The sequence below is a fragment of the Yoonia sp. F2084L genome, from assembly GCF_023015625.1.
GTDB lineage: Bacteria > Pseudomonadota > Alphaproteobacteria > Rhodobacterales > Rhodobacteraceae > Yoonia.
Map to the genome: position 1 here is coordinate 435,033 of NZ_JALKAH010000004.1, position 19,186 is coordinate 454,218.

General features: G+C 58.1%; 16 protein-coding genes. All 16 read left to right on the plus strand.

Annotated features, from left to right (window positions below):
• Positions 1-329 precede the first annotated feature (329 nt).
• The 16 genes from MWU60_RS13940 to MWU60_RS14015 all read left to right on the plus strand — a co-directional run bounded on the left by MWU60_RS13940 (position 330) and on the right by MWU60_RS14015 (position 19,185).
• On the plus strand, positions 330-1,889 hold the full coding sequence (locus MWU60_RS13940) for a 2-isopropylmalate synthase (RefSeq protein WP_247227975.1): 1,560 nt from the start codon (positions 330-332) through the stop codon (positions 1,887-1,889).
• A gap of 308 nt (positions 1,890-2,197) precedes the next feature.
• Positions 2,198-3,235 carry a rod shape-determining protein gene (locus MWU60_RS13945; RefSeq protein WP_100367661.1) on the plus strand — a complete coding sequence of 346 codons (1,038 nt, stop codon included), beginning with the start codon at positions 2,198-2,200 and terminating at the stop codon, positions 3,233-3,235.
• Positions 3,236-3,260: 25 nt separating this feature from the next.
• Positions 3,261-4,184, plus strand: a complete 924-nt coding sequence (gene mreC, locus MWU60_RS13950; protein ID WP_247227976.1) for a rod shape-determining protein MreC — start codon at positions 3,261-3,263, stop codon at positions 4,182-4,184.
• Positions 4,177-4,716, plus strand: coding sequence for a rod shape-determining protein MreD (locus MWU60_RS13955; protein ID WP_247227977.1), 540 nt, complete (start codon positions 4,177-4,179; stop codon positions 4,714-4,716). Before mreC ends, MWU60_RS13955 begins: the two co-directional genes overlap by 8 nt.
• Positions 4,713-6,653, plus strand: a complete 1,941-nt coding sequence (gene mrdA, locus MWU60_RS13960) for a penicillin-binding protein 2 (RefSeq protein WP_247227979.1) — start codon at positions 4,713-4,715, stop codon at positions 6,651-6,653. Before MWU60_RS13955 ends, mrdA begins: the two co-directional genes overlap by 4 nt.
• A complete protein-coding gene (gene rodA / locus MWU60_RS13965; RefSeq protein WP_247227980.1) occupies positions 6,650-7,789 on the plus strand; it encodes a rod shape-determining protein RodA in 1,140 nt (379 codons plus the stop codon). Before mrdA ends, rodA begins: the two co-directional genes overlap by 4 nt.
• The gene (locus tag MWU60_RS13970; RefSeq protein WP_247227981.1) at positions 7,789-8,721 is read left to right on the plus strand and encodes a glyoxylate/hydroxypyruvate reductase A; all 933 of its coding nucleotides are present in this window, start codon (positions 7,789-7,791) and stop codon (positions 8,719-8,721) included. Before rodA ends, MWU60_RS13970 begins: the two co-directional genes overlap by 1 nt.
• 452 nt (positions 8,722-9,173) lie before the next feature.
• The gene (locus MWU60_RS13975) at positions 9,174-10,877 is read left to right on the plus strand and encodes an ABC transporter ATP-binding protein (protein ID WP_247227982.1); all 1,704 of its coding nucleotides are present in this window, start codon (positions 9,174-9,176) and stop codon (positions 10,875-10,877) included.
• Complete coding sequence (locus MWU60_RS13980; protein ID WP_247227983.1) at positions 10,874-11,701, plus strand: ABC transporter ATP-binding protein; 828 nt, start codon at positions 10,874-10,876, stop codon at positions 11,699-11,701. Before MWU60_RS13975 ends, MWU60_RS13980 begins: the two co-directional genes overlap by 4 nt.
• Positions 11,698-12,696 carry an iron ABC transporter permease gene (locus MWU60_RS13985; protein WP_247227984.1) on the plus strand — a complete coding sequence of 333 codons (999 nt, stop codon included), beginning with the start codon at positions 11,698-11,700 and terminating at the stop codon, positions 12,694-12,696. Before MWU60_RS13980 ends, MWU60_RS13985 begins: the two co-directional genes overlap by 4 nt.
• Complete coding sequence (locus MWU60_RS13990; protein WP_247227985.1) at positions 12,693-13,742, plus strand: iron ABC transporter permease; 1,050 nt, start codon at positions 12,693-12,695, stop codon at positions 13,740-13,742. The genes MWU60_RS13985 and MWU60_RS13990 overlap by 4 nt, the downstream gene beginning before the upstream one ends.
• Positions 13,743-13,842: 100 nt before the next feature.
• A complete protein-coding gene (locus MWU60_RS13995) occupies positions 13,843-14,799 on the plus strand; it encodes an ABC transporter substrate-binding protein (RefSeq protein WP_247227986.1) in 957 nt (318 codons plus the stop codon).
• 343 nt (positions 14,800-15,142) lie between these two features.
• Positions 15,143-16,117, plus strand: coding sequence for an ABC transporter substrate-binding protein (locus tag MWU60_RS14000; protein WP_247227988.1), 975 nt, complete (start codon positions 15,143-15,145; stop codon positions 16,115-16,117).
• An 82-nt stretch (positions 16,118-16,199) separates the two neighbouring features.
• On the plus strand, positions 16,200-17,168 hold the full coding sequence (locus MWU60_RS14005; RefSeq protein ID WP_247227989.1) for an ABC transporter substrate-binding protein: 969 nt from the start codon (positions 16,200-16,202) through the stop codon (positions 17,166-17,168).
• 67 nt (positions 17,169-17,235) lie between these two features.
• Positions 17,236-18,198, plus strand: a complete 963-nt coding sequence (locus tag MWU60_RS14010) for an ABC transporter substrate-binding protein (RefSeq protein WP_247227990.1) — start codon at positions 17,236-17,238, stop codon at positions 18,196-18,198.
• A gap of 33 nt (positions 18,199-18,231) precedes the next feature.
• Complete coding sequence (locus MWU60_RS14015) at positions 18,232-19,185, plus strand: ABC transporter substrate-binding protein (RefSeq protein WP_247227991.1); 954 nt, start codon at positions 18,232-18,234, stop codon at positions 19,183-19,185.
• Position 19,186: the final 1 nt, after the last annotated feature.

Consider the following 19,186-nt stretch of genomic DNA (forward strand, 5'->3'; position numbering starts at 1 on the left):
TTCTCCCTTAGTCTGCATAGACTTAGCGCCAGCCAACCAAGGGACAAGTCAGACAGCCATCACGCCAGATCAACTCTGCACAGGGTCTCTTGCTGCTGGTGCACCTTGGCAAAAAAACTCCTGCGCAGAATGTAATAAGCCCTTTTCAACAAAAGTTTCGCCGGTATAGTCGCGCCCATGATGACACGCGCACATATCACAAGCACAGCCTCCAAGGGGCTGCTTTCGCGCGACATCCTACTCCTTAGCTGCCTCTGAGCGTGCCTGTCGGCGCGACCGCTCAGAGGTGAAACGCGCCAAGACATGCTAAGGACCAAAGGAATTCAAAAATGACCAAATCGAACGAAGTGTTGATTTTCGACACAACCCTGCGCGACGGCGAGCAATCGCCAGGTGCGACCATGACCCACGACGAGAAACTGGAAATCGCCGAGATGCTGGACGACATGGGTGTCGACATCATCGAAGCGGGTTTCCCGATCGCATCCGAGGGCGACTTTCAAGCGGTGAGCGAGATTGCGAAACTGGCGAAGTCGGCCACGATCTGCGGCCTATCCCGCGCCAACTACAAAGATATTGACCGGTGCTGGGAGGCCGTGAAGCACGCCAAATCCCCGCGCATCCACACCTTCATCGGCACCTCACCCCTGCACCGCGCGATCCCGAACCTGAATATGGATGAGATGGCCGAGCGTATCCACGACACCGTGACCCACGCGCGTAATCTTTGTGAGAACGTGCAGTGGTCGCCAATGGATGCAACCCGGACGGAGTGGGATTATCTGTGCCGTGTGGTCGAGATTGCGATCAAGGCCGGTGCGACCACGATCAACATTCCTGACACTGTGGGTTACACTGCGCCTGTTGAGAGTGCGGATTTGATCCGCAACCTGATCTCCACCGTTCCCGGTGCCGATGACGTGGTCTTTGCCACGCATTGCCACAATGACCTTGGCATGGCGACCGCGAACTCGCTGGCCGCCGTTGAAGGCGGTGCCCGGCAGATCGAATGCACGATCAACGGACTGGGCGAGCGCGCTGGCAATACCGCATTGGAAGAGGTCGTCATGGCGCTGAAAGTGCGTGGCGACATCATGCCCTACACCACCAAAATCGACACGCGCAAGATCATGAGTATCTCTCGCCGTGTGGCGACGGTTTCGGGTTTTGCGGTGCAGTTCAACAAAGCCATCGTCGGCAAGAACGCCTTTGCCCATGAAAGCGGCATCCACCAAGACGGCATGCTGAAGAACCGCGAGACATTTGAGGTCATGAAACCCGAAGATGTGGGTTTGGCAGGGACCTCTCTGCCCTTGGGCAAACACTCTGGCCGGGCGGCGTTGCGCGCGAAGCTGAAGGAGTTGGGATTTGATCTGGCCGACAATCAGCTGAACGATGTGTTTGTCCGTTTCAAGGATTTGGCCGACCGCAAGAAGGAAGTCTTTGACGACGATTTGATGGCGCTAGTTTATCAAAATGACGCCGAGGATGACCGGTTGAAACTGAAATCCTTGCGTGTCGTTTGCGGCACCGACGGCCCGCAAAAGGCCGATATGGTGATGGAGGTTGACGGCGCCGATGTTGAAACATCGGCCACGGGTGACGGTCCGGTGGATGCCACATTCAATGCGGTCAAAGCGATCTTTGCCCATGGTGCACGCCTGCAACTCTATCAAGTAAGCGCCGTGACCGAGGGCACCGATGCGCAGGCGACTGTGTCTGTTCGTATGGAAGAAGATGGGCGCATTGCGACCGGTCAATCTGCCGACACAGATACCGTTGTGGCGAGTGCGAAAGCTTACATCAACGCGCTGAACCGTTTGTTGGTCCGGCGCGAACAATCCGAGCCCGGATATGATGTGAAGGGCGTGAGCTACAAGGACGCCTAGTGTATCTGGTCCGACTCAATCTCAAAGCGGCGATCCATTTGTTTGGGTCGCCGCATTTCGTTTCCGGTAGACCACGGTGGCCGTAAGATCACACTCGCTTCGCCCATATAGTTGTAAAAGTATAACTTCTATTGCTAGAAATTCGCAAAATCGCCCCAGATTGAACAGAAAAGTATAAGCGGCAGATTGCCGCCGCGTATCTTTTCAGCAGGGGTTCTATCCTCAACCCACTGTCTCTATAACCAGATGAAACCCGCAAAACAGGGCATTTGCGGAAAAGGGACACTGGGATTGGGAAGGCCACTGAAATGGCAGGCTTCGGCGGATTGTTTTCATCAGATATGGCGATTGACTTGGGCACAGCGAACACGCTGGTCTATGTCAAAGGCAAGGGCATCATTTTGTCTGAACCTTCGGTGGTCGCCTACCATGTCAAAGATGGGGTCAAGAAGGTTCTGGCCGTCGGTGAAGACGCCAAACTGATGCTGGGTCGCACCCCCGGCAGCATCGAGGCAATCCGCCCGATGCGCGACGGTGTGATCGCGGATTTTGATACCGCTGAAGAGATGATCAAGCATTTCATTCGCAAGGTGCACCGCCGGTCCACGTTCTCGAAACCGAAGATCATCGTCTGCGTCCCACATGGCGCGACCCCGGTTGAGAAACGCGCGATCCGTCAGTCTGTTCTATCCGCAGGCGCACGCCGCGCTGGTCTGATTGCGGAACCCATTGCAGCCGCTATTGGTGCTGGCATGCCCATCACGGACCCGACTGGCAACATGGTTGTCGACATCGGCGGCGGCACAACCGAGGTCGCCGTTCTGTCGCTCGGCGACATTGTCTATGCCCGCTCCGTCCGCGTCGGCGGTGACCGCATGGATGAGGCGATTATCAACTACCTGCGCCGCCAGCATAACCTGCTGATCGGTGAAAGCACGGCGGAACGGATCAAGACATCCATCGGAACCGCGCGGATGCCGGATGACGGCCGCGGCCAGTCGATGCATATTCGAGGCCGCGATCTGCTGAATGGTGTGCCGAAAGAAACTGAGATTTCCCAAGCGCAGGTGGCCGAAGCTTTGGCTGAACCCGTGCAGCAAATCTGCGAGGCTGTGATGACCGCCTTGGAAGCGACCCCGCCGGACCTTGCCGCTGATATTGTAGATCGTGGCGTGATGCTCACAGGTGGCGGCGCATTATTGGGCCAGCTTGATCTGGCGCTGCGTGAACAGACCGGATTGGCGATTTCTGTCGCGGACGAGTCACTCAATTGTGTAGCATTGGGCACAGGCCGCGCACTGGAATATGAAAAACAGCTGCGGCATGTGATAGACTACGACAGCTAACACTAACGCGAGGGAACAACGGCCCTTGGCACGCGACAAGAACAGCGAAGATTTCGTCGGCCCGATCCGCAGATTGCTGGTCGGGGTGTTGGTGTTGGCGCTGGTCGGGTTGTTCCTGATCTGGCGCATTGACAGCCCCCGCGTCGAACGCCTGCGCGCTGCTGTCATTGATGCGGTCGTGCCATCTTTCGATTGGGCGATGGCCCCGATCACTGGGGCAGCTGATCTGATTAGCGATTTTGAAAGCTATCAGCAGCTGCGCGCACAAAATCGGGACCTGCGCCGCGAATTGCAGCAAATGAAAGCGTGGAAAGAAGCGGCCCTGCAACTTGAACAGGAAAACGCCAAGCTGCTTGACCTCAACAACGTGAGCCTTGATCCGCAGCTGACCGTCGTCACCGGCGTCGTGATTACAGACAGCGGCTCGCCTTTCCGCCAATCCGTTTTGGTAAACGTAGGTGCGCGCGACGGCATCATTGATGGCTGGCCCACAATGGATGCCATTGGTCTGGTGGGCCGCGTGGCTGGGGTTGGTCAGAATACCAGCCGGGTGATGTTGCTGACAGATACCTCAAGTCGCATTCCGGTGACGATCCAACCGTCCGGACAAAAGGCCATCCTTGCCGGTGATAACTCGCTCAATCCACCGCTGGAGTTTCTGGATGACACCGCGCTGGTGCGTCCGGGCGACCGTGTTGTGTCATCGGGCGATGGCGGGGTCTTCCCTGCCGATTTGCTGGTGGGCCAAGTCGCCCTTGGCACGGATGATCGGCTGCGCGTCCGGCTTGCTGCGGATTATCAGCGATTGGAATTCCTGCGCGTCCTGCGCTCGCAACCGCATGAAGAAATTGCAGATCCCGATAACCTGCTGACTCCGGAAGCCGAATTCTTTGGCCCAGCGGCGATCAACCCTGCGGCGCTCAGTACATCGGAGCTCACCGATGGCTGAGCGTACAGATGGCAAAACATGGATGAACCGGGGCCTCTTTGTCCTTTTGGCGTTTGTCCTGATCGTCGTCGATCTGGTGCCGCTGGATATGCGCCCCACACTTTGGGCAGCACCCGACCTTTTGCTGGTGGCGACCCTTGTGTGGGTGGCGCGCAAGCCACACTACCTGCCTGTGCTAACGATTGCTGTGCTTTTCCTGATCACCGATTTTCTATTCATGCGTCCGCCGGGTCTTTGGGCAGCTTTGGTCGTTATCCTGACCGAAGCGATCCGCCGTCAGAACCGTGACTTTCGCAATATGCCGCTTTTGGTGGAATGGGGTACGGTCGCTTTTGGCATCGTCGCAATCACTGTGGCCAACCGGATCGCCATTGCCGTGGTGATGACCCCGCAAGCGCCGCTCGCACTGACGTTGATTGAGATGGTTGCCACGATTGTCGTTTACCCGATTGTCATCGTCGTCGCGCATTTCGTCTTTGGCGTTTCACGAACGGCACCCGGTGAAATTGGCAGCAGAGGGCAGGTTCTATGAAACGCCCCCCCAAAGATGTCATAGAAAGCGTCCGCACAGTCAGCCGCCGTGCATTGGTGATGGGTGGTGTACAACTTGGTGTGATCGGCGCATTGGGCTGGCGGTTGCAATCAATGCAGGTCGAACAAGCCGACCAATTCCGCCTTTTGGCCGAGGAAAACCGGATCAATATCCGTCTGCTGCCTCCTGCGCGCGGCCTGATCTTTGACCGCAACGGCATTGCCATTGCCGACAATGAGCAGAACTACCGCGTTGTCATGGTTCGCGAAGATGCCGGTGATGTGGGTGAAGTGCTCGCTAAACTGACCGAGATCGTGGACATCGACCCCGATGATCTGTCCCGTGCGATGGAAGAGATGCAGCGCAGATCGCCCTTCGTCCCGGTCACGATTGCGGATCGCTTGTCTTGGGAAGATGTCGCAGAGATCAATCTGAACACCCCCGCCCTACCCGGTATTCAGGCAGAGGTCGGGCTGAGCCGGGTTTATCCGTGGGGCGCTGATCTGGCTCATGTTGTGGGCTACGTGGGTCCGGTCAGCGACTTTGATCTCAGTCGGATCGACGATCCTGATCCTTTGTTGCAAATCCCCAAGTTCCAGATCGGCAAAACCGGTGCTGAAAACAAGCTGGAACAAACCTTGCGCGGCAGTGCTGGCACCCGCAGGATTGAGGTGAACGCAGCAGGCCGCATCATGCGCGAGCTGGACCGCCAAGAAGGTGATCCGGGCAAAGACATCCAACTGACGCTCGACAGCCGTCTGCAAAGCTATGTGCAGGCTCGGATGGACGGCGAATCCGCCGGTGCGGTGGTTATTGACCTTGAAAACGGTGATCTGCGGGCGATTGCTTCTGCACCTGCGTTTGATCCGAACCTCTTTGTGCGCGGTATTTCAGTGCCCGACTGGACCGCGTTGAACGAAGATAAATATCGCCCGCTGGCTGCAAAGGCTGTCCAGGGTACTTATCCGCCCGGCTCTACCTTCAAAATGGTCACATTGATGGCCGCGATGGAGGAAGGTTTCGTCACCGCTGATGAAACGGTTTACTGCCCCGGTTTCACGGATGTGTTCAATATCCGCTTCCACTGCTGGAAACGTGGCGGTCACGGCAATATCAACTTGCATGAAAGCCTTAAGCAAAGTTGCGATTGCTATTACTATGAAATCGCGCAGCGTGTCGGCATCGACAAGATGGCAGAGATGGCCCGCAAGCTGGGTCTTGGGGTGCGCCATGATTTGCCGCTCTCCGCTGTGGCCGAAGGCCTCGCACCCGATAAAGAATGGAAGGCACGCGTACGCGGCGAAGACTGGCGGATCGGCGATACAGTCAACGCCTCAATTGGGCAGGGCTATGTGCTGAGTTCACCCTTGCAACTGGCTGTTATGTCAGCGCGCATTGCAACGGGCCGCGTTGTCACGCCAAGGCTGATCCGCTTGGTCGATGGGGTTGAACAGCCTTCCGGCCTTGGTGAAAGCCTTGGCATCAACGAAAACACATTGCGCCGCGTCCGCGCGTCAATGGAAGACGTTTGCAACCATCGCCGCGGTACGGCCTACGGGTCGCGGATCGTTGATGAGGCGCATAAGATGGCAGGCAAGACGGGCACCAGCCAGGTACGCCGGATTACGCCCGAAGAACGCGCCGCGGGTGTGACCAAGAACGAAGACCTACCTTGGGAACGCCGCGACCACGCGCTTTTTGTGGGCTATGCGCCTTACGACAACCCGCGCTATGCGGTGTCGGTTGTCGTGGAACATGGTGGCGGCGGGTCACGGGCCGCGGCGCCCATCGCCCGTGATATTCTGTTGCAAGCGCAGTATGGCGGGCCGCCCCCGCTTGAGGCCTATCCCGCTGGTGTGCGTGACAAGATCGCGGAACAACAACGCCGTATCGCAGCGCGCGTGCCACCGGGCGCCAAAGGGCGAAGCCGCGCATGAGCTATCTTGAGTACAACACCAAATACGTCCCGACCGGGCTGCGCAAACTGCTGCATCTGAACTGGCCGATTATTCTGCTTTTATGTGCTGTCGCCTGTGCCGGATTCTTGATGCTCTATTCCGTTGCTGGCGGCTCTATGACGCCGTGGGTTGAACCGCAGATGCAGCGCTTTGCATTTGGCTTGGTGCTGATGCTGATCGTCGCGATGGTGCCGATCTGGTTTTGGCGCAACATGGCTTTCGTGGCCTACGGTGGATCGCTTTTACTGCTTTTGGGCGTTGAGTTCTTTGGCGAGGTGCGGATGGGCGCGCAGCGCTGGATTGATCTGGGCTTCATGCGGCTGCAACCCTCCGAGTTGACCAAGATCACGATGGTGATGTTTCTGGCCGCCTATTATGACTGGTTACCCAACAAGAAAACGTCACATCCCTTTTGGGTTGTTCTGCCGGTATTGTTCATTCTTACACCCACAATGCTGGTGCTGAACCAGCCTGATCTGGGAACTGCACTTTTGTTGCTGCTTGGTGGAGCCACGGTTATGTTCCTGGCAGGTGTGCATTGGGCCTATTTCGCAACCGTTGTCGGTGCTGGTGTAGCCGGTATTATGGCGGTGTTCCAAAGCCGGGGGACGACATGGCAATTGCTGAAAGACTACCAGTACCGCCGCATTGATACATTTCTTGATCCAGCCAACGATCCTTTAGGCGCAGGTTACCACATCACCCAAGCCAAGATTGCGCTGGGATCCGGTGGCTGGACCGGACGCGGTTTTATGCAAGGCACACAATCGCGGCTGAACTTTCTGCCCGAGAAGCACACCGACTTTATCTTCACCACCTTGGCCGAAGAATTTGGCTTCGTCGGTGCCTTCACGCTGCTGGTGCTTTATCTGCTGATCGTCATATTCTGCATCATCTCTGCATTGGGTAACCGCGACCGGTTCGCATCCTTGCTGACACTTGGCATTGCGATGACGTTCTTTTTGTTTTTCGCCGTCAACATGGCGATGGTAACCGGCCTTGCGCCGGTGGTGGGCGTCCCGCTGCCGCTGGTCAGCTATGGGGGGTCGGCGATGCTGGTGCTGCTTGTGGCTTTCGGGCTGGTACAAAGCGCGCATATTCATAGGCCCCGCTAATGATAAATATCCTCTTTTCCGCCAAATCAGAACGCTGGGACGAGTATGAAAGCCCTCTGACCAACGCGCTGGCACAGGCAGGAGTGCAAGCGAACCTATCGCGCGACCATGACCCGGTCGATGTGGACTATATCGTCTTTGCGCCCAATGGACCGGTCACTGACTTCACACCTTACACAAAGACCAAAGCCATCATGAGCCTTTGGGCCGGGGTTGAAACGGTGGTGGACAATGCGACCTTGACCCAGCCGTTGTGTCGTTTGGTCGATGACAGCCTGACCAACGGCATGGTCGAATGGGTGGTCGGTCATACCCTGCGCCATCACCTTGGTATAGATGAACACATCACCAAACAGGACGGGGTCTGGCGCGATTTTGTATATCCACCGGTCGCGGCACATCGCCCTGTCACCATCCTTGGGGTCGGCGCGTTGGGGGCCGCGTGCGGGCAAGCCCTGCACCAGCTTGGCTTTCCGGTCACGGGCTGGAGCCGCAGTGCGAAAGACATTCCCAACATCACATGCCTGCATGGCGATGACGGATTACGCGCCGCGCTTACGGGGGCGGAGGTCGTTATCCTGCTGTTGCCGCAGACACCAGAGACCGAAAACATTCTGAATGCCGAACGCATGGCTTTGCTCGCAAAAGGCGCATTCATCATCAACCCCGGGCGCGGGCCGTTGATTGATGATGATGCATTGCTTGCAGCACTTGATAGCGGACAAATCGCTCATGCAACTTTGGACGTGTTTCGCACTGAACCTCTGCCTGCGGCGCATCCGTTCTGGGCCCACCCAAAGTTGACCGTGACCCCGCATATCGCGTCCAGCACGCGGCCCGAAACGGCATCGCATGTCATTGCCGAAAACATCGCGCGCGGCGAAGCAGGCCAGCCGTTCCGCTATCTGGTTGATCGCAGGCGGGGATATTAAGGCGCGATGTCGCCCATCTTTAAGAGGATGCGATAAGCTTTCCGAGTTTATCAGGGTGCCACGCCATACCGTATCAGCCCAACCGTCAAGTGTCTCGCAGCGCAACCCGACCTTCATCACGATCTGTGCCAAGGTGGGCAATGCGGATGCAGTGGACTTGTGCACCTGCGGCTATTGCTGACGCAGCATTCTCTCGCGAAGGCAGCACTTTAAACGTTGCGTCGTAGTCGATGTCGCCAGAACGGTCATCCTTAGTTGCGGCCTGATTCCGATGACAAACATTCCGGTTGCTTTTCATAGTTCCTGACAATAAAAGTCGGATATAGCCAGGGTAATTTTGATACTGCGCCGCCGCGTCCCCAAGCCACACTAGCATCACCAGAAAGGGAAGCTTCACCGTTTCCCGGGGGGGGCACTTGGCTTTTGCGACCATGAACAGGCTTGTGACGTATATGCTGCCCTATCGCGGGACGATGATCGTCGTCGTACTGGCGATCCTCGCCGTGACGGCAACAGGTCTGCTGGCGCCTTGGATGATCCGCGAGATCGTATTGATCATTGAGACGGGCGCGCAAGATGCGGGCGCTCGTCTGACGTTGATCGCTGCGGTCCTTGTCAGGATCTATGTCGGGCGCAGCACAGCGGAAGCCGCCGTGTTTCACTATTCCCATGTTGTTGCCTTCAAGACCTGCCGCGATTTGCGCGATGCGGTCTACGCCCACCTGCAACGGCTGTCGCCAAGCTGGTTTGCCGCGCGCAAATCGGGCGACATCACCAAGCGGGTGATTGATGACACGCTTAAGCTGGAACCTGTGATTGCCGATGCGGTCTATGGGTTCGTGGTCTCCATCATTCTGTCGCTTGGCATTCTGATCATCCTGTTCAACCTCTCGCCGGTCTTGACGCTGCTTGCACTGATCCCTTTGCCGGTTGCCTTGATCATCATGTTCTTCGTTGGTCGCAAGGCGATCCCATCGTTTGACAACGAGGCGGACCGCGAGGGCGATCTGGCCGCATTGGTGCAGGACCACGTCAGCGGCATTCGCGAGATACAGATTTTCAATCAAGAGGCCGCAGCGCAGCGCAGGTTCATGCGGAAATCCGACTTTCTGGCACGTCGGCAAATCCGGTCGCGCACGCTGATTGCTCCGTTTGATCCTGCGGTTGAAGGCGCGATTGGGGTGTCCACGGCTTTGGTCGTGCTTGTCGGCGGGCGCATGGCCTTGGCGGGTGAGCTTGCCGTGGCGGATCTGGTGGCATTCATCCTGTATATCGTGACGCTCTATCAGCCCTTGTTCACGGTTGTTGAGGCAACCGAGGCGGTGCAGCGCGGCCTGTCCAGCCTTAAGCGCGTCAATGATCTGTTGGACACGCAGCCAGGGGTCGCGGACCCTGTGACACCGCGCAGTTTGCCCTCACCATTGCGTGGTGAGATTGCGCTTGAGGGTGTCAGTTTCCGGTATCGCGATGACGCACCCGTCTTGCGGGACCTGACACTTACTATTCAGCCCGGTGAAACCGTGGCGGTGATTGGCCAAACGGGGGCTGGCAAATCGACACTCGCACATCTGATTGCGCGCTTCTATGATGTGACGTCGGGCAGGATTACACTGGATGGTGTCGACCTGCGCGATGTCCCGCTTGCCGACCTGCGGCGCAATACGGCGATGGTGTTGCAGGATGTGTTCCTGTTCAACGGGTCGATCCGTGACAACATCCGGTTTGGCGATCAAATGGCCGATGAGGATGCGCTGATCGCCGCGGCAAAGGCCGCTGGCGCGCATGACTTCATCACAGCACTCCCGAAGGGCTATCAGACGATTGTCGGCGAACGCGGCGTGCGGCTGTCGGGTGGGCAGAAACAGCGTATTTCCATCGCGCGCGCACTTCTCAAGAAGGCCCCGCTTTTAATCTTGGATGAGGCGACCAGCGCGATTGATGCCGAAACCGAAGCCGCCATTCAGGACAACCTCAATGGTTTGCTGACAGGCTGCACCGCAATTGTGATTGCCCACCGCCTGTCCACGATCCGCCGGGCTGACAGGATCGCTGTGCTGGAAAACGGACGGCTGACGCAGCTCGGGTCTCACGATGAAATTGCAAGGCAAACCGGTGCCTATGCGCGTCTTTTGCAAGCACAGGAGACTGCTGCATGACACCCGATTCACCTTTGACAGCCAGCGGACTTTCGGTCGACTATGGCGACGCAACCATCGTCAAAAACATTGATCTGAAGATCGCGGCAGGCCAGATCACGGCGCTTGTGGGTCCGAACGGGTGCGGAAAATCGACCTTGCTCAAGGCTTTTGCGCGGATCCTCAGACCCAAGACCGGCCATGTCACGTTGCAAGGCCAGCCGATCACGTCCTACGCCACGCGCGATGTAGCGACCCGCCTTGCGATCCTGCCGCAGGGGCCTGTTGCCCCGGAAGGATTGACCGTGACCGAATTGGTGGCGCAGGGGCGGTTCCCGCACCAGACACTGTTTCGCCAATGGTCGCCTGGTGACCGCGCGGCGGTCGAGCGGGCTATGGACATGACGGATCTGGCAGAGTTCGCTGACCGCCCTGTCCACAGCCTGTCTGGCGGGCAGCGCCAGCGCTGTTGGCTGGCGATGGTGTTGGCGCAGGATACGCCGCTTCTTTTGCTTGATGAACCGACGACCTTTCTTGACCTCAAGGTGCAGGTAGACCTGATGGCGCTGCTGTCGCGCATCGTGCACGAGGACGGGCGCACCATGGTTCTTGTCCTGCACGAGTTGAACCTTGCTGCCGCCTTTGCTGATCGCATCGTGATGATGCGCGAAGGAGAGATCGTTGCGGAAGGCACCGGCGCAGAGGTCATCTGCCCCGACCAACTGCGCGCAGTTTTTGATCTGCGGGCTGATGTGATCGCGGACCCTGAAACGGGCCGCCCGGTGTGTCTGCCGCGCACGCCCGATCATGTGCCCATGCACGCGCTGGCGGCTGCTGCGGAATGAACGCGACACGCACCATATTTGCCGCCACCGGGTTTTGGCTTTGCCTTGGAGGGGTCGTGCTGGCGTTCTTGTGGCACATCTCGGTTGGCGCAAAGGCGATCCCGCTGGGGGTTGTTTGGCAGGCCATCACAGCCCCGCAAGACGGGGTGTTTGACCATGTTGTCGTCCGCGATCTGCGGATGCCCCGTGCGATCTTTGCGATCAGTGTGGGTGCGGCGCTGTCGGTTGCTGGTGCTTTGATGCAAGGGGTGACGCGGAACCCGCTGGCGGAACCGGGGATACTGGGGCTGATGGCGGGGGCGACCTTTGCGGTGATCATCGGGATTGGCTGGTTCGGGCTGGCCGGTAGCGCATATGTGCCGTTGTTCGCGGCCATTGGTGCCTTGATCGGTGCGGTGCTGGTCTGGACCATCGCGAGTGCGGCACCGGGGGGTGCGACGCCACTGACGCTGATCCTTTCCGGGGCTGCGGTGGGTGGATTTCTTTATGCGATCGAAAGTGCGGCGATCTTGCTGAATGAAGATACGTTCCGCAATTTCCGGGTGTGGTTGTCCGGTTCATTGACCGGGCGGGACATGCAAACCTATCTTTGGGCGCTACCGTGGTTCATCGCCGGTTTGATCGCCGCATTGGTGATCGCCCGTCAGGTCACAGCACTGGCCATGGGCGAGGAAACGGCCGCAGGACTGGGCGTCGACACGTTCCGGATCAAGGTTATCGCGTTGGGGGCGGTGGTTGTTCTGACCGCGGCGGCGGTATCGGTCGCCGGGCCACTTGGGTTTGTCGGACTGGTCATCCCGCATGTGGTGCGCCTGTTCGTGGGATCGGACTACCGCCTGATTGTGCCATTCTCGGCGATTGTCGGGGCGGGCTATGTCACGGTGGTTGATATCGCAGCCCGTGTCGTTCTGGCGCCCGTCGAAATCTCAACCGGGATCGTCACTACAATGCTGGGCGCGCCAATGTTCATCTGGCTGGTGAGGGCCAAGTTATGAGCATGACAACGTTAGAGGGCTTTGGCGGGCGGCTTGCCCTGCGTGTGCCGTACCGCGCGGTGCTTGTCAGCGTAGGTCTGACTGTCGCCATCATCGGCGTGCTGACATGGAGCCTGATGACGGGGTCTTACCCGCTTGATGGCGCGCAAGTCTGGGCAACTTTGCTTGGCGACGCACCCTCTGACACGGCCACCACCGTTGTCTGGGAATTTCGGTTTCCGCGCACCCTGGTCGCATTTATCGTTGGCGCGTTTCTGGCGCTTTCAGGGGCCGCACTGCAATACGTCACGCGCAATCCTCTGGCAGATCCCAGCCTTGTGGGGGTCAGCCAGGGTGCGGCGTTGGTTGTCGTTGCGGTCACAATTCTGGCCCCAGGCATGGGCTATTATATGCGGCCAATTCTGGCGTTTGGTGGGTCACTGGTCGTCGCGGCATTGATCCTGTTGGCATCATCATCACGGCGCGGGGGCGAAACGCTGCGCTTCATTCTGATGGGGATCGGGGTTGCGGCGCTGATTTCATCGGTGACATCAGCCTTGCTGACCTACGGTGATATCGACCGCGCGATGTCGGCACTGGGCTGGCTTGCCGGGTCGGTGCATTCGGTTGGCTGGGACGAAGTCCGCTGGCTCACCGTAACTGCGATCTTTGTCGTCCCTGCGTTCATGGCAGCCGCACGCCCGCTTTCCGCGATCCGGTTTGGCGAAGACGTCGCCACGGGTCTTGGCATCCGGGTGCGCATGGCGCGCTGGGGCTTGATCATCCTCGCCGTAGCACTGGCCGCAACGGCGGTTGCTGCCGTCGGACCTTTGGGGTTCGTGGGCCTCGTCGCGCCGCATCTTGCCCGCCGTCTGGCGCATTCCGGCGTCGGTATGCATCTGGTGCTGACCGGACTGACCGGTGCTTTGCTGGTCGGTCTGGCTGATTTCGCAGGGCGCGCCGCCTTTGCCCCTGTTCAGATCCCCGCCGGACTGGTCACCGCCATGATCGGCGTGCCTGTCTTTGTCGCCTTGATCCTTAGAACACAGGCGAGGAGCCAGCTTTGACAGATCAGATCAAGACGACAGGGCATCCGAGTAGCCAAATCAACCGCGAGGCAGCGCCTTTCCGCGTCACCCAGCCAATCACATGACAAAGGAAGTGAACATGAAACCTCTTTACGGGGCCTTTGCTGCCGCTCTTGTTCTTTTTGCCACGCCTGCCCTTGCGCTCGACTGTGATGTTGGCATGCGCGCGTTCACCCATGCGGCGGGCGAAACCTGCATTCCCGAAAACCCGCAGCGGATTGCATCGCTGCGCGACGATGACGTGACAACACCATTAATGGATATGGGGGCAGCTGTTTTTGCAACGGTCTCCCGCGAGGCAGAAGGCGGTCCGCGTTGGGTGCGTGGCGCTGCCGACATTCTTGGGTATGCCAGCGTTGCGGATACCGGCCTGATTGACCTTGGCGGCCATAATCCCCCCGATGTCGAAGCGGTAGCTGCCGCCGGGCCGGACCTGATCATCATGCGCGGGTACCAGATCGACGTGTTGGACCAACTGCAGACGGTCGCGCCAACGATCGTGATGCCAGACGATATGCCCTTTTTCGATCATATGGCCTGGCTCGCTGATGCGGCGGGTATTCAGGACCGGTTCGATGCCGAGCGGGCCGCCTATCAAACCCGCATCGCGGCGGCCAAGCAAAGGATCGGTGATCCGGGTGCGATCGTCGTTTCCCGCTTCGACATGTGGGATGACGGGCTTTGGTACTATCCGAACTGGGGCGCGATCGATCAGGTGATCAACGATATCGGTTTCGCGAAACCGGCCTTGCAGGCGGAGGAGCCCGAGGGCTTCAACGGCATGAGCGTTGAACGCATTCAGGAATTTGACGGGGATGTCATGCTTGCCAGCATTGCGCCGCGTTGGGATCAGACAGAGGCAATGCTGAGTGCACAATGGGACGGCCTTGCCCCGTTCTGGCGCGACTTGGATGGCGTCAGGACCGGGAATCTCTTCTGGTATGAGCGTGACATCATGGTCGGTTACACATTCGAAAGCCTGAACAGATCAATTGACCTTCTGACCGTCGTAACCGCAGGGCGCGACTTCAACTGACACCGTTGCGAGCCAAGGGTGTCCTTGCCACCCCAGCCAGCCTTTCACCACATTTGAAAGGACAAGATATGAAGTTGTCACTTGCTGCAGTGTTGGCCCTTGCCACCTCTCCCCCGCCCTCGCACTTCTTGTTTCTGCTGCGCCAGCCAAATCTACCGCGTCGATAGCAATGCGTGGACCTATCATCTGGTGCAGTCTCAAATTCAGGTGCTTAAGCAGGTCGACAGGATTTTGTCGGACGGCGTTGAAAATCTGGGCGACTTCTAAAGCGCCTTTCCACGAATACAGCAAGGCAGCGCATCCTTCGCGCAACCCAGCAGACACTGCAAAAGAAGGAAGTACCATGAATATGAAACTTGTCGCATCATGCCTATTTGTCTGTTTGGCGTCGCCCGGTTTGGCGCTGGATTGCGCGGACGGCCAACGTGCCTTTGCCCACGCAGGCGGTGAAACCTGCATTCCCGAACTGCCGCAACGCATCATCGGGCTACACGATCAATCCGTCACGCTGACCCTTGTTGAATTGGGCGCCCCTGTTATCGGCAGCCATGGCCGCGTGGATGACAATGAACAGCTTTACATGCGTTCAGTCGATCTTCTCTTTGGTCTTGATTTCGACAATGGCCAGATCGGGTTTGCCGGCACATGGGACCAGATGGATTTCGAAGCGATGGCGGCGATGAGCCCCGATCTGATCATTGGTCGTGAATACGACATGGAGGCACGCGAAAAATATGAAACCATCGCGCCGACGGTTTTCATCGCCGATACGCCGACCGACCCGATGGCCTTTCCACGCGGAATTGCCGATGCGGCGGGCGTCAGTGATACCTATGAAGCACAGCTTGCGATCTATGAGGCAAACCTTGAACGCGCAAGATTTGCTTTGCCGCAGGTGCAAGGGGCCACCTATTCCAAGATACAGGGGTGGGAGGGCAAGCTCGAAGTTTATGCAGGTTATGGCGGGTTGACCAAAGTGCTGGCTGATCTGGGCTTTGCGCGCGGAACTGCTGGTCAGCAGATGGCTGATCGCGGTGTCGTTTGGGGGGAAGAGGTCAGTGCGGAAATCCTGCCCGAACTTGAGGCGGACTATCTGTTTGACACCTACACCATTGCCTACGGCGACACGCTGGCAGACCCCGCGTTGCGCCTGAACGATGCGGTGCCCGGATGGTGTGGCTTTCTGACGGCCTGTACTGAGGGCCGCTACATCGTGCTGCCACGCGAGTATGCAACGGGGTTTTCCTTCACCCAGTTGAACATGCTGTTGCAGATGATCACCACCAATGTGGCCACAAGTGCGGCACCGCAAGGTTAAGCCGCCAAGGCAACGCCAACCATCCGGTCAGGCAGCTATCGCGCCACCCAGCCGTTCCAAAAACCTCAAGGAACCTTGGTTCATGAAACATGCACTTATCACCGGCGCGACCCTCGCTGTTTTGGCCACACAAGCATCCGCCGATTGCGACGACGATCAACGCGCTTTCGTTGATGACCGTAACATCAGCGTTTGCATCCCGGCGGATCCGCAACGGATTGTCACGACAGTGGACGAGGCGATTTTCGTCCCGCTTTACGAGCTGGGGGTTGTTCCGGTCGGCACGACCGGGTCCACTTTGCCCGACGGCGCGCATTTCATTCGCGGCGGCATGAACAACGTCGGCGTTGATTTTGATACCGCCGACAACGTCGCCTTTATCGGCGACTACGAATTCATGGATTACGAGACGATTGCCGCCTTGAACCCTGATTTGATTATCGTCGGCCATTGGGGCGATTGGTTCAACGGGGATATTGAGAAACTGTCGCTGGTTGCACCGACAATCAGCATCAATATCGAAGAACGCACGGGCTTTGCCACCCACGACTACCTTGCCGATATCACCGGGACCCAAGCGGAACTGGCAGAGGTCAAAGCCCGCTACACCTATCAGATCGAGACATTGCGCAGCGTGGTGCCCGAAGGAACAACCGCATCCATCTTGATCCCCGGCGATGGGGAACTCTATGCGTTTCACACCTGGCCCGGGCTTGGCCAAATTCTGCGCGATGCGGGTATTGATGCGCCCGACATTATCAACGCCATTGCCGAAGGGCAGTCCGACACATTCTCAGCCGAAGTGTTGGAGCAATTTGATGCGGACTGGGTGTTTCTTTCCTACGCCAACCAGAACGGGGAGACGCCTGCGGACGCCATTGCCAATATGGATGCATTGCTCCCGTCCTGGTGCGCGGCGCTCACCGCCTGTCAAGAAGGACGGGTGATCCCGGTACCCATTGTCGAGGCCGCAAGCTGGTCGTCTGACGCATTCTTCGCCACGACGATGTTGCTGATCGGCACAATGGGAAACCCTCTGAATTACAACTGATCAAAAGTGCAAGCCAGCCTCGGTCCGGGGCAAGCCAGCATCATGCACCGATGCGAAAGGACGCGCTTTGAAACATCTCAGGTTAGTTTTGGCGACGCTGGTGATAACGGTATCGCCTGCTTTTGCGCAGCAATACCCTCTGACAATCGAGCATAAGTTCGGCACCACAATCATCGAGGCGGCGCCGACGCGTGTGGCCAGTGTGGACTATAACGGTGCGGATAACCTGCTGGCCCTTGGTATTCAGCCCGTCGCGATCCGGTACTGGTATGGCGATGCCGAAAACGGGCTATGGCCTTGGGCACAATCGTTGCTGTCATCCAACCCGGAGGTCCTGCGGGGCGATCTGAACTTTGAGCAGATCGCGACATCTGAACCCGATGTCATCCTGGCCATCTGGTCGGGCATCACCCCGGATGAGTATGACCAACTGTCCAAGATTGCACCCGTTGTGGCTGTGCCGAAAGGCGTGGGCGATTATGCTTTGTCGTGGGATCAGCTTGCGCTGATCGCTGGCGAAGCAACGGGCAAGTTGGAAGAGGCAGAATTGCTGGTCGCTGACCTGCGCGCAGATATTGCCGCGATGGCGGCGCGCAACCCTGAATGGCAAGGTCTGACTGCCGCTGTCGCATATTATTGGAACGAAACGCTTGGCGTCTACGCAGGCAACGATATTCGACCCTTATTGCTATCCAACCTAGGGTTTCGTGTCCCTGACCAAGTCACAGATGCCACGCCAAGCGGGGAGTTTGCCCTTACGTTTTCAGAGGAAGAACTGGACATCATTGATGCCGACGTTCTGATTTGGGTCACCGATGGCAGCCAAAGCCAACGCAACAAGATCGAAGGCCTTGCCTTGCGTCCGGCGCTCACGGCGTTCCAGGAGGGACGCGAAGTGTTCACAGACAATGCTCTGACGGCAGCGTTCAGCCATGGCTCCCTGCTCAGCCTGCCCTTTGCGCTTGAGCAGCTTGAACCAAGGATCAACGCCGCAATTGACGGCGATACGGCGACAGAAGTTCCAGAATAACGCACCATTTTTGACAAAAGGAAGGACTGCCCAATGAAAACCCTGATCAAGATCACCATTTTCATCTTAGTCACCGCAACCCCTGCCGCAGCACTTGATTGCGCGGACGGCTTTCGCGCGTTCACCCATGCAGCCGGTGAAGATTGTATTCCCGTGAACCCGGAACGCATCGTCACCCTGCAAGACCAAAACGGACTTTTGCCGCTGTTGGAACTGGGTGTTACACCCGTTGGCAGCGCGGGCCATATCACCGACGCTGGTCCCGTGTTCCGCAGTTTGCGCGGCTTTGATGCGACGGACGTCGCTTTCATCGGATCATACCGGGAACCTGATGCCGAAGCCGTTGCCGCGCTTGCCCCTGACCTGATCATCGCAACCCCTTGGCCCGAAGGCGCCTATGAAACCTACAGCCGCATCGCGCCAACCATCATTATCGACATGTTCAGTCAGCCGATGGACGCAACCTTGCTGCAATTCGCTGACGCGGTGGGCCGTATGGACGAGGCTGCGGCCCTTCAGGCCCAATTCGAAACGGAAATCGCGACAATCCGGCAAGAGATTGACGATGTCCTGCCTCAAACGACTGTCTCTTTCGTCGGATACTGGGACAACACGATCTCGGGTGTGCCGAACAAGCAGTCTCTCAGCCTTGCCATACCTGCCTTGGAGATTGTCAGAACACCCTATGAGCAAACGATTGACGATTGGGTGCCACTGTCGGTCGAGATCTTGGGGAACAACCCGTCCGACATCATGATCCTGATCGCCAATGCCGATGATCAGGTTGGGTCAATGGATCCTGCCGTCGCTGAATTCATGGCCAATCCTGTGGTGCAAGCGACCGAAGTGGCAAAGGCGGGTCAGGTTTTCGCCGTTGATAGCAAATCCGTCTACGGCACCTCTTGGGGGGCCGTTCTGGATGCGGCGCGTGCTTTCGCAGCGGTGATCGGACAGGACGGTATCAATCGCGATCTCGTTGTCGAGTAAG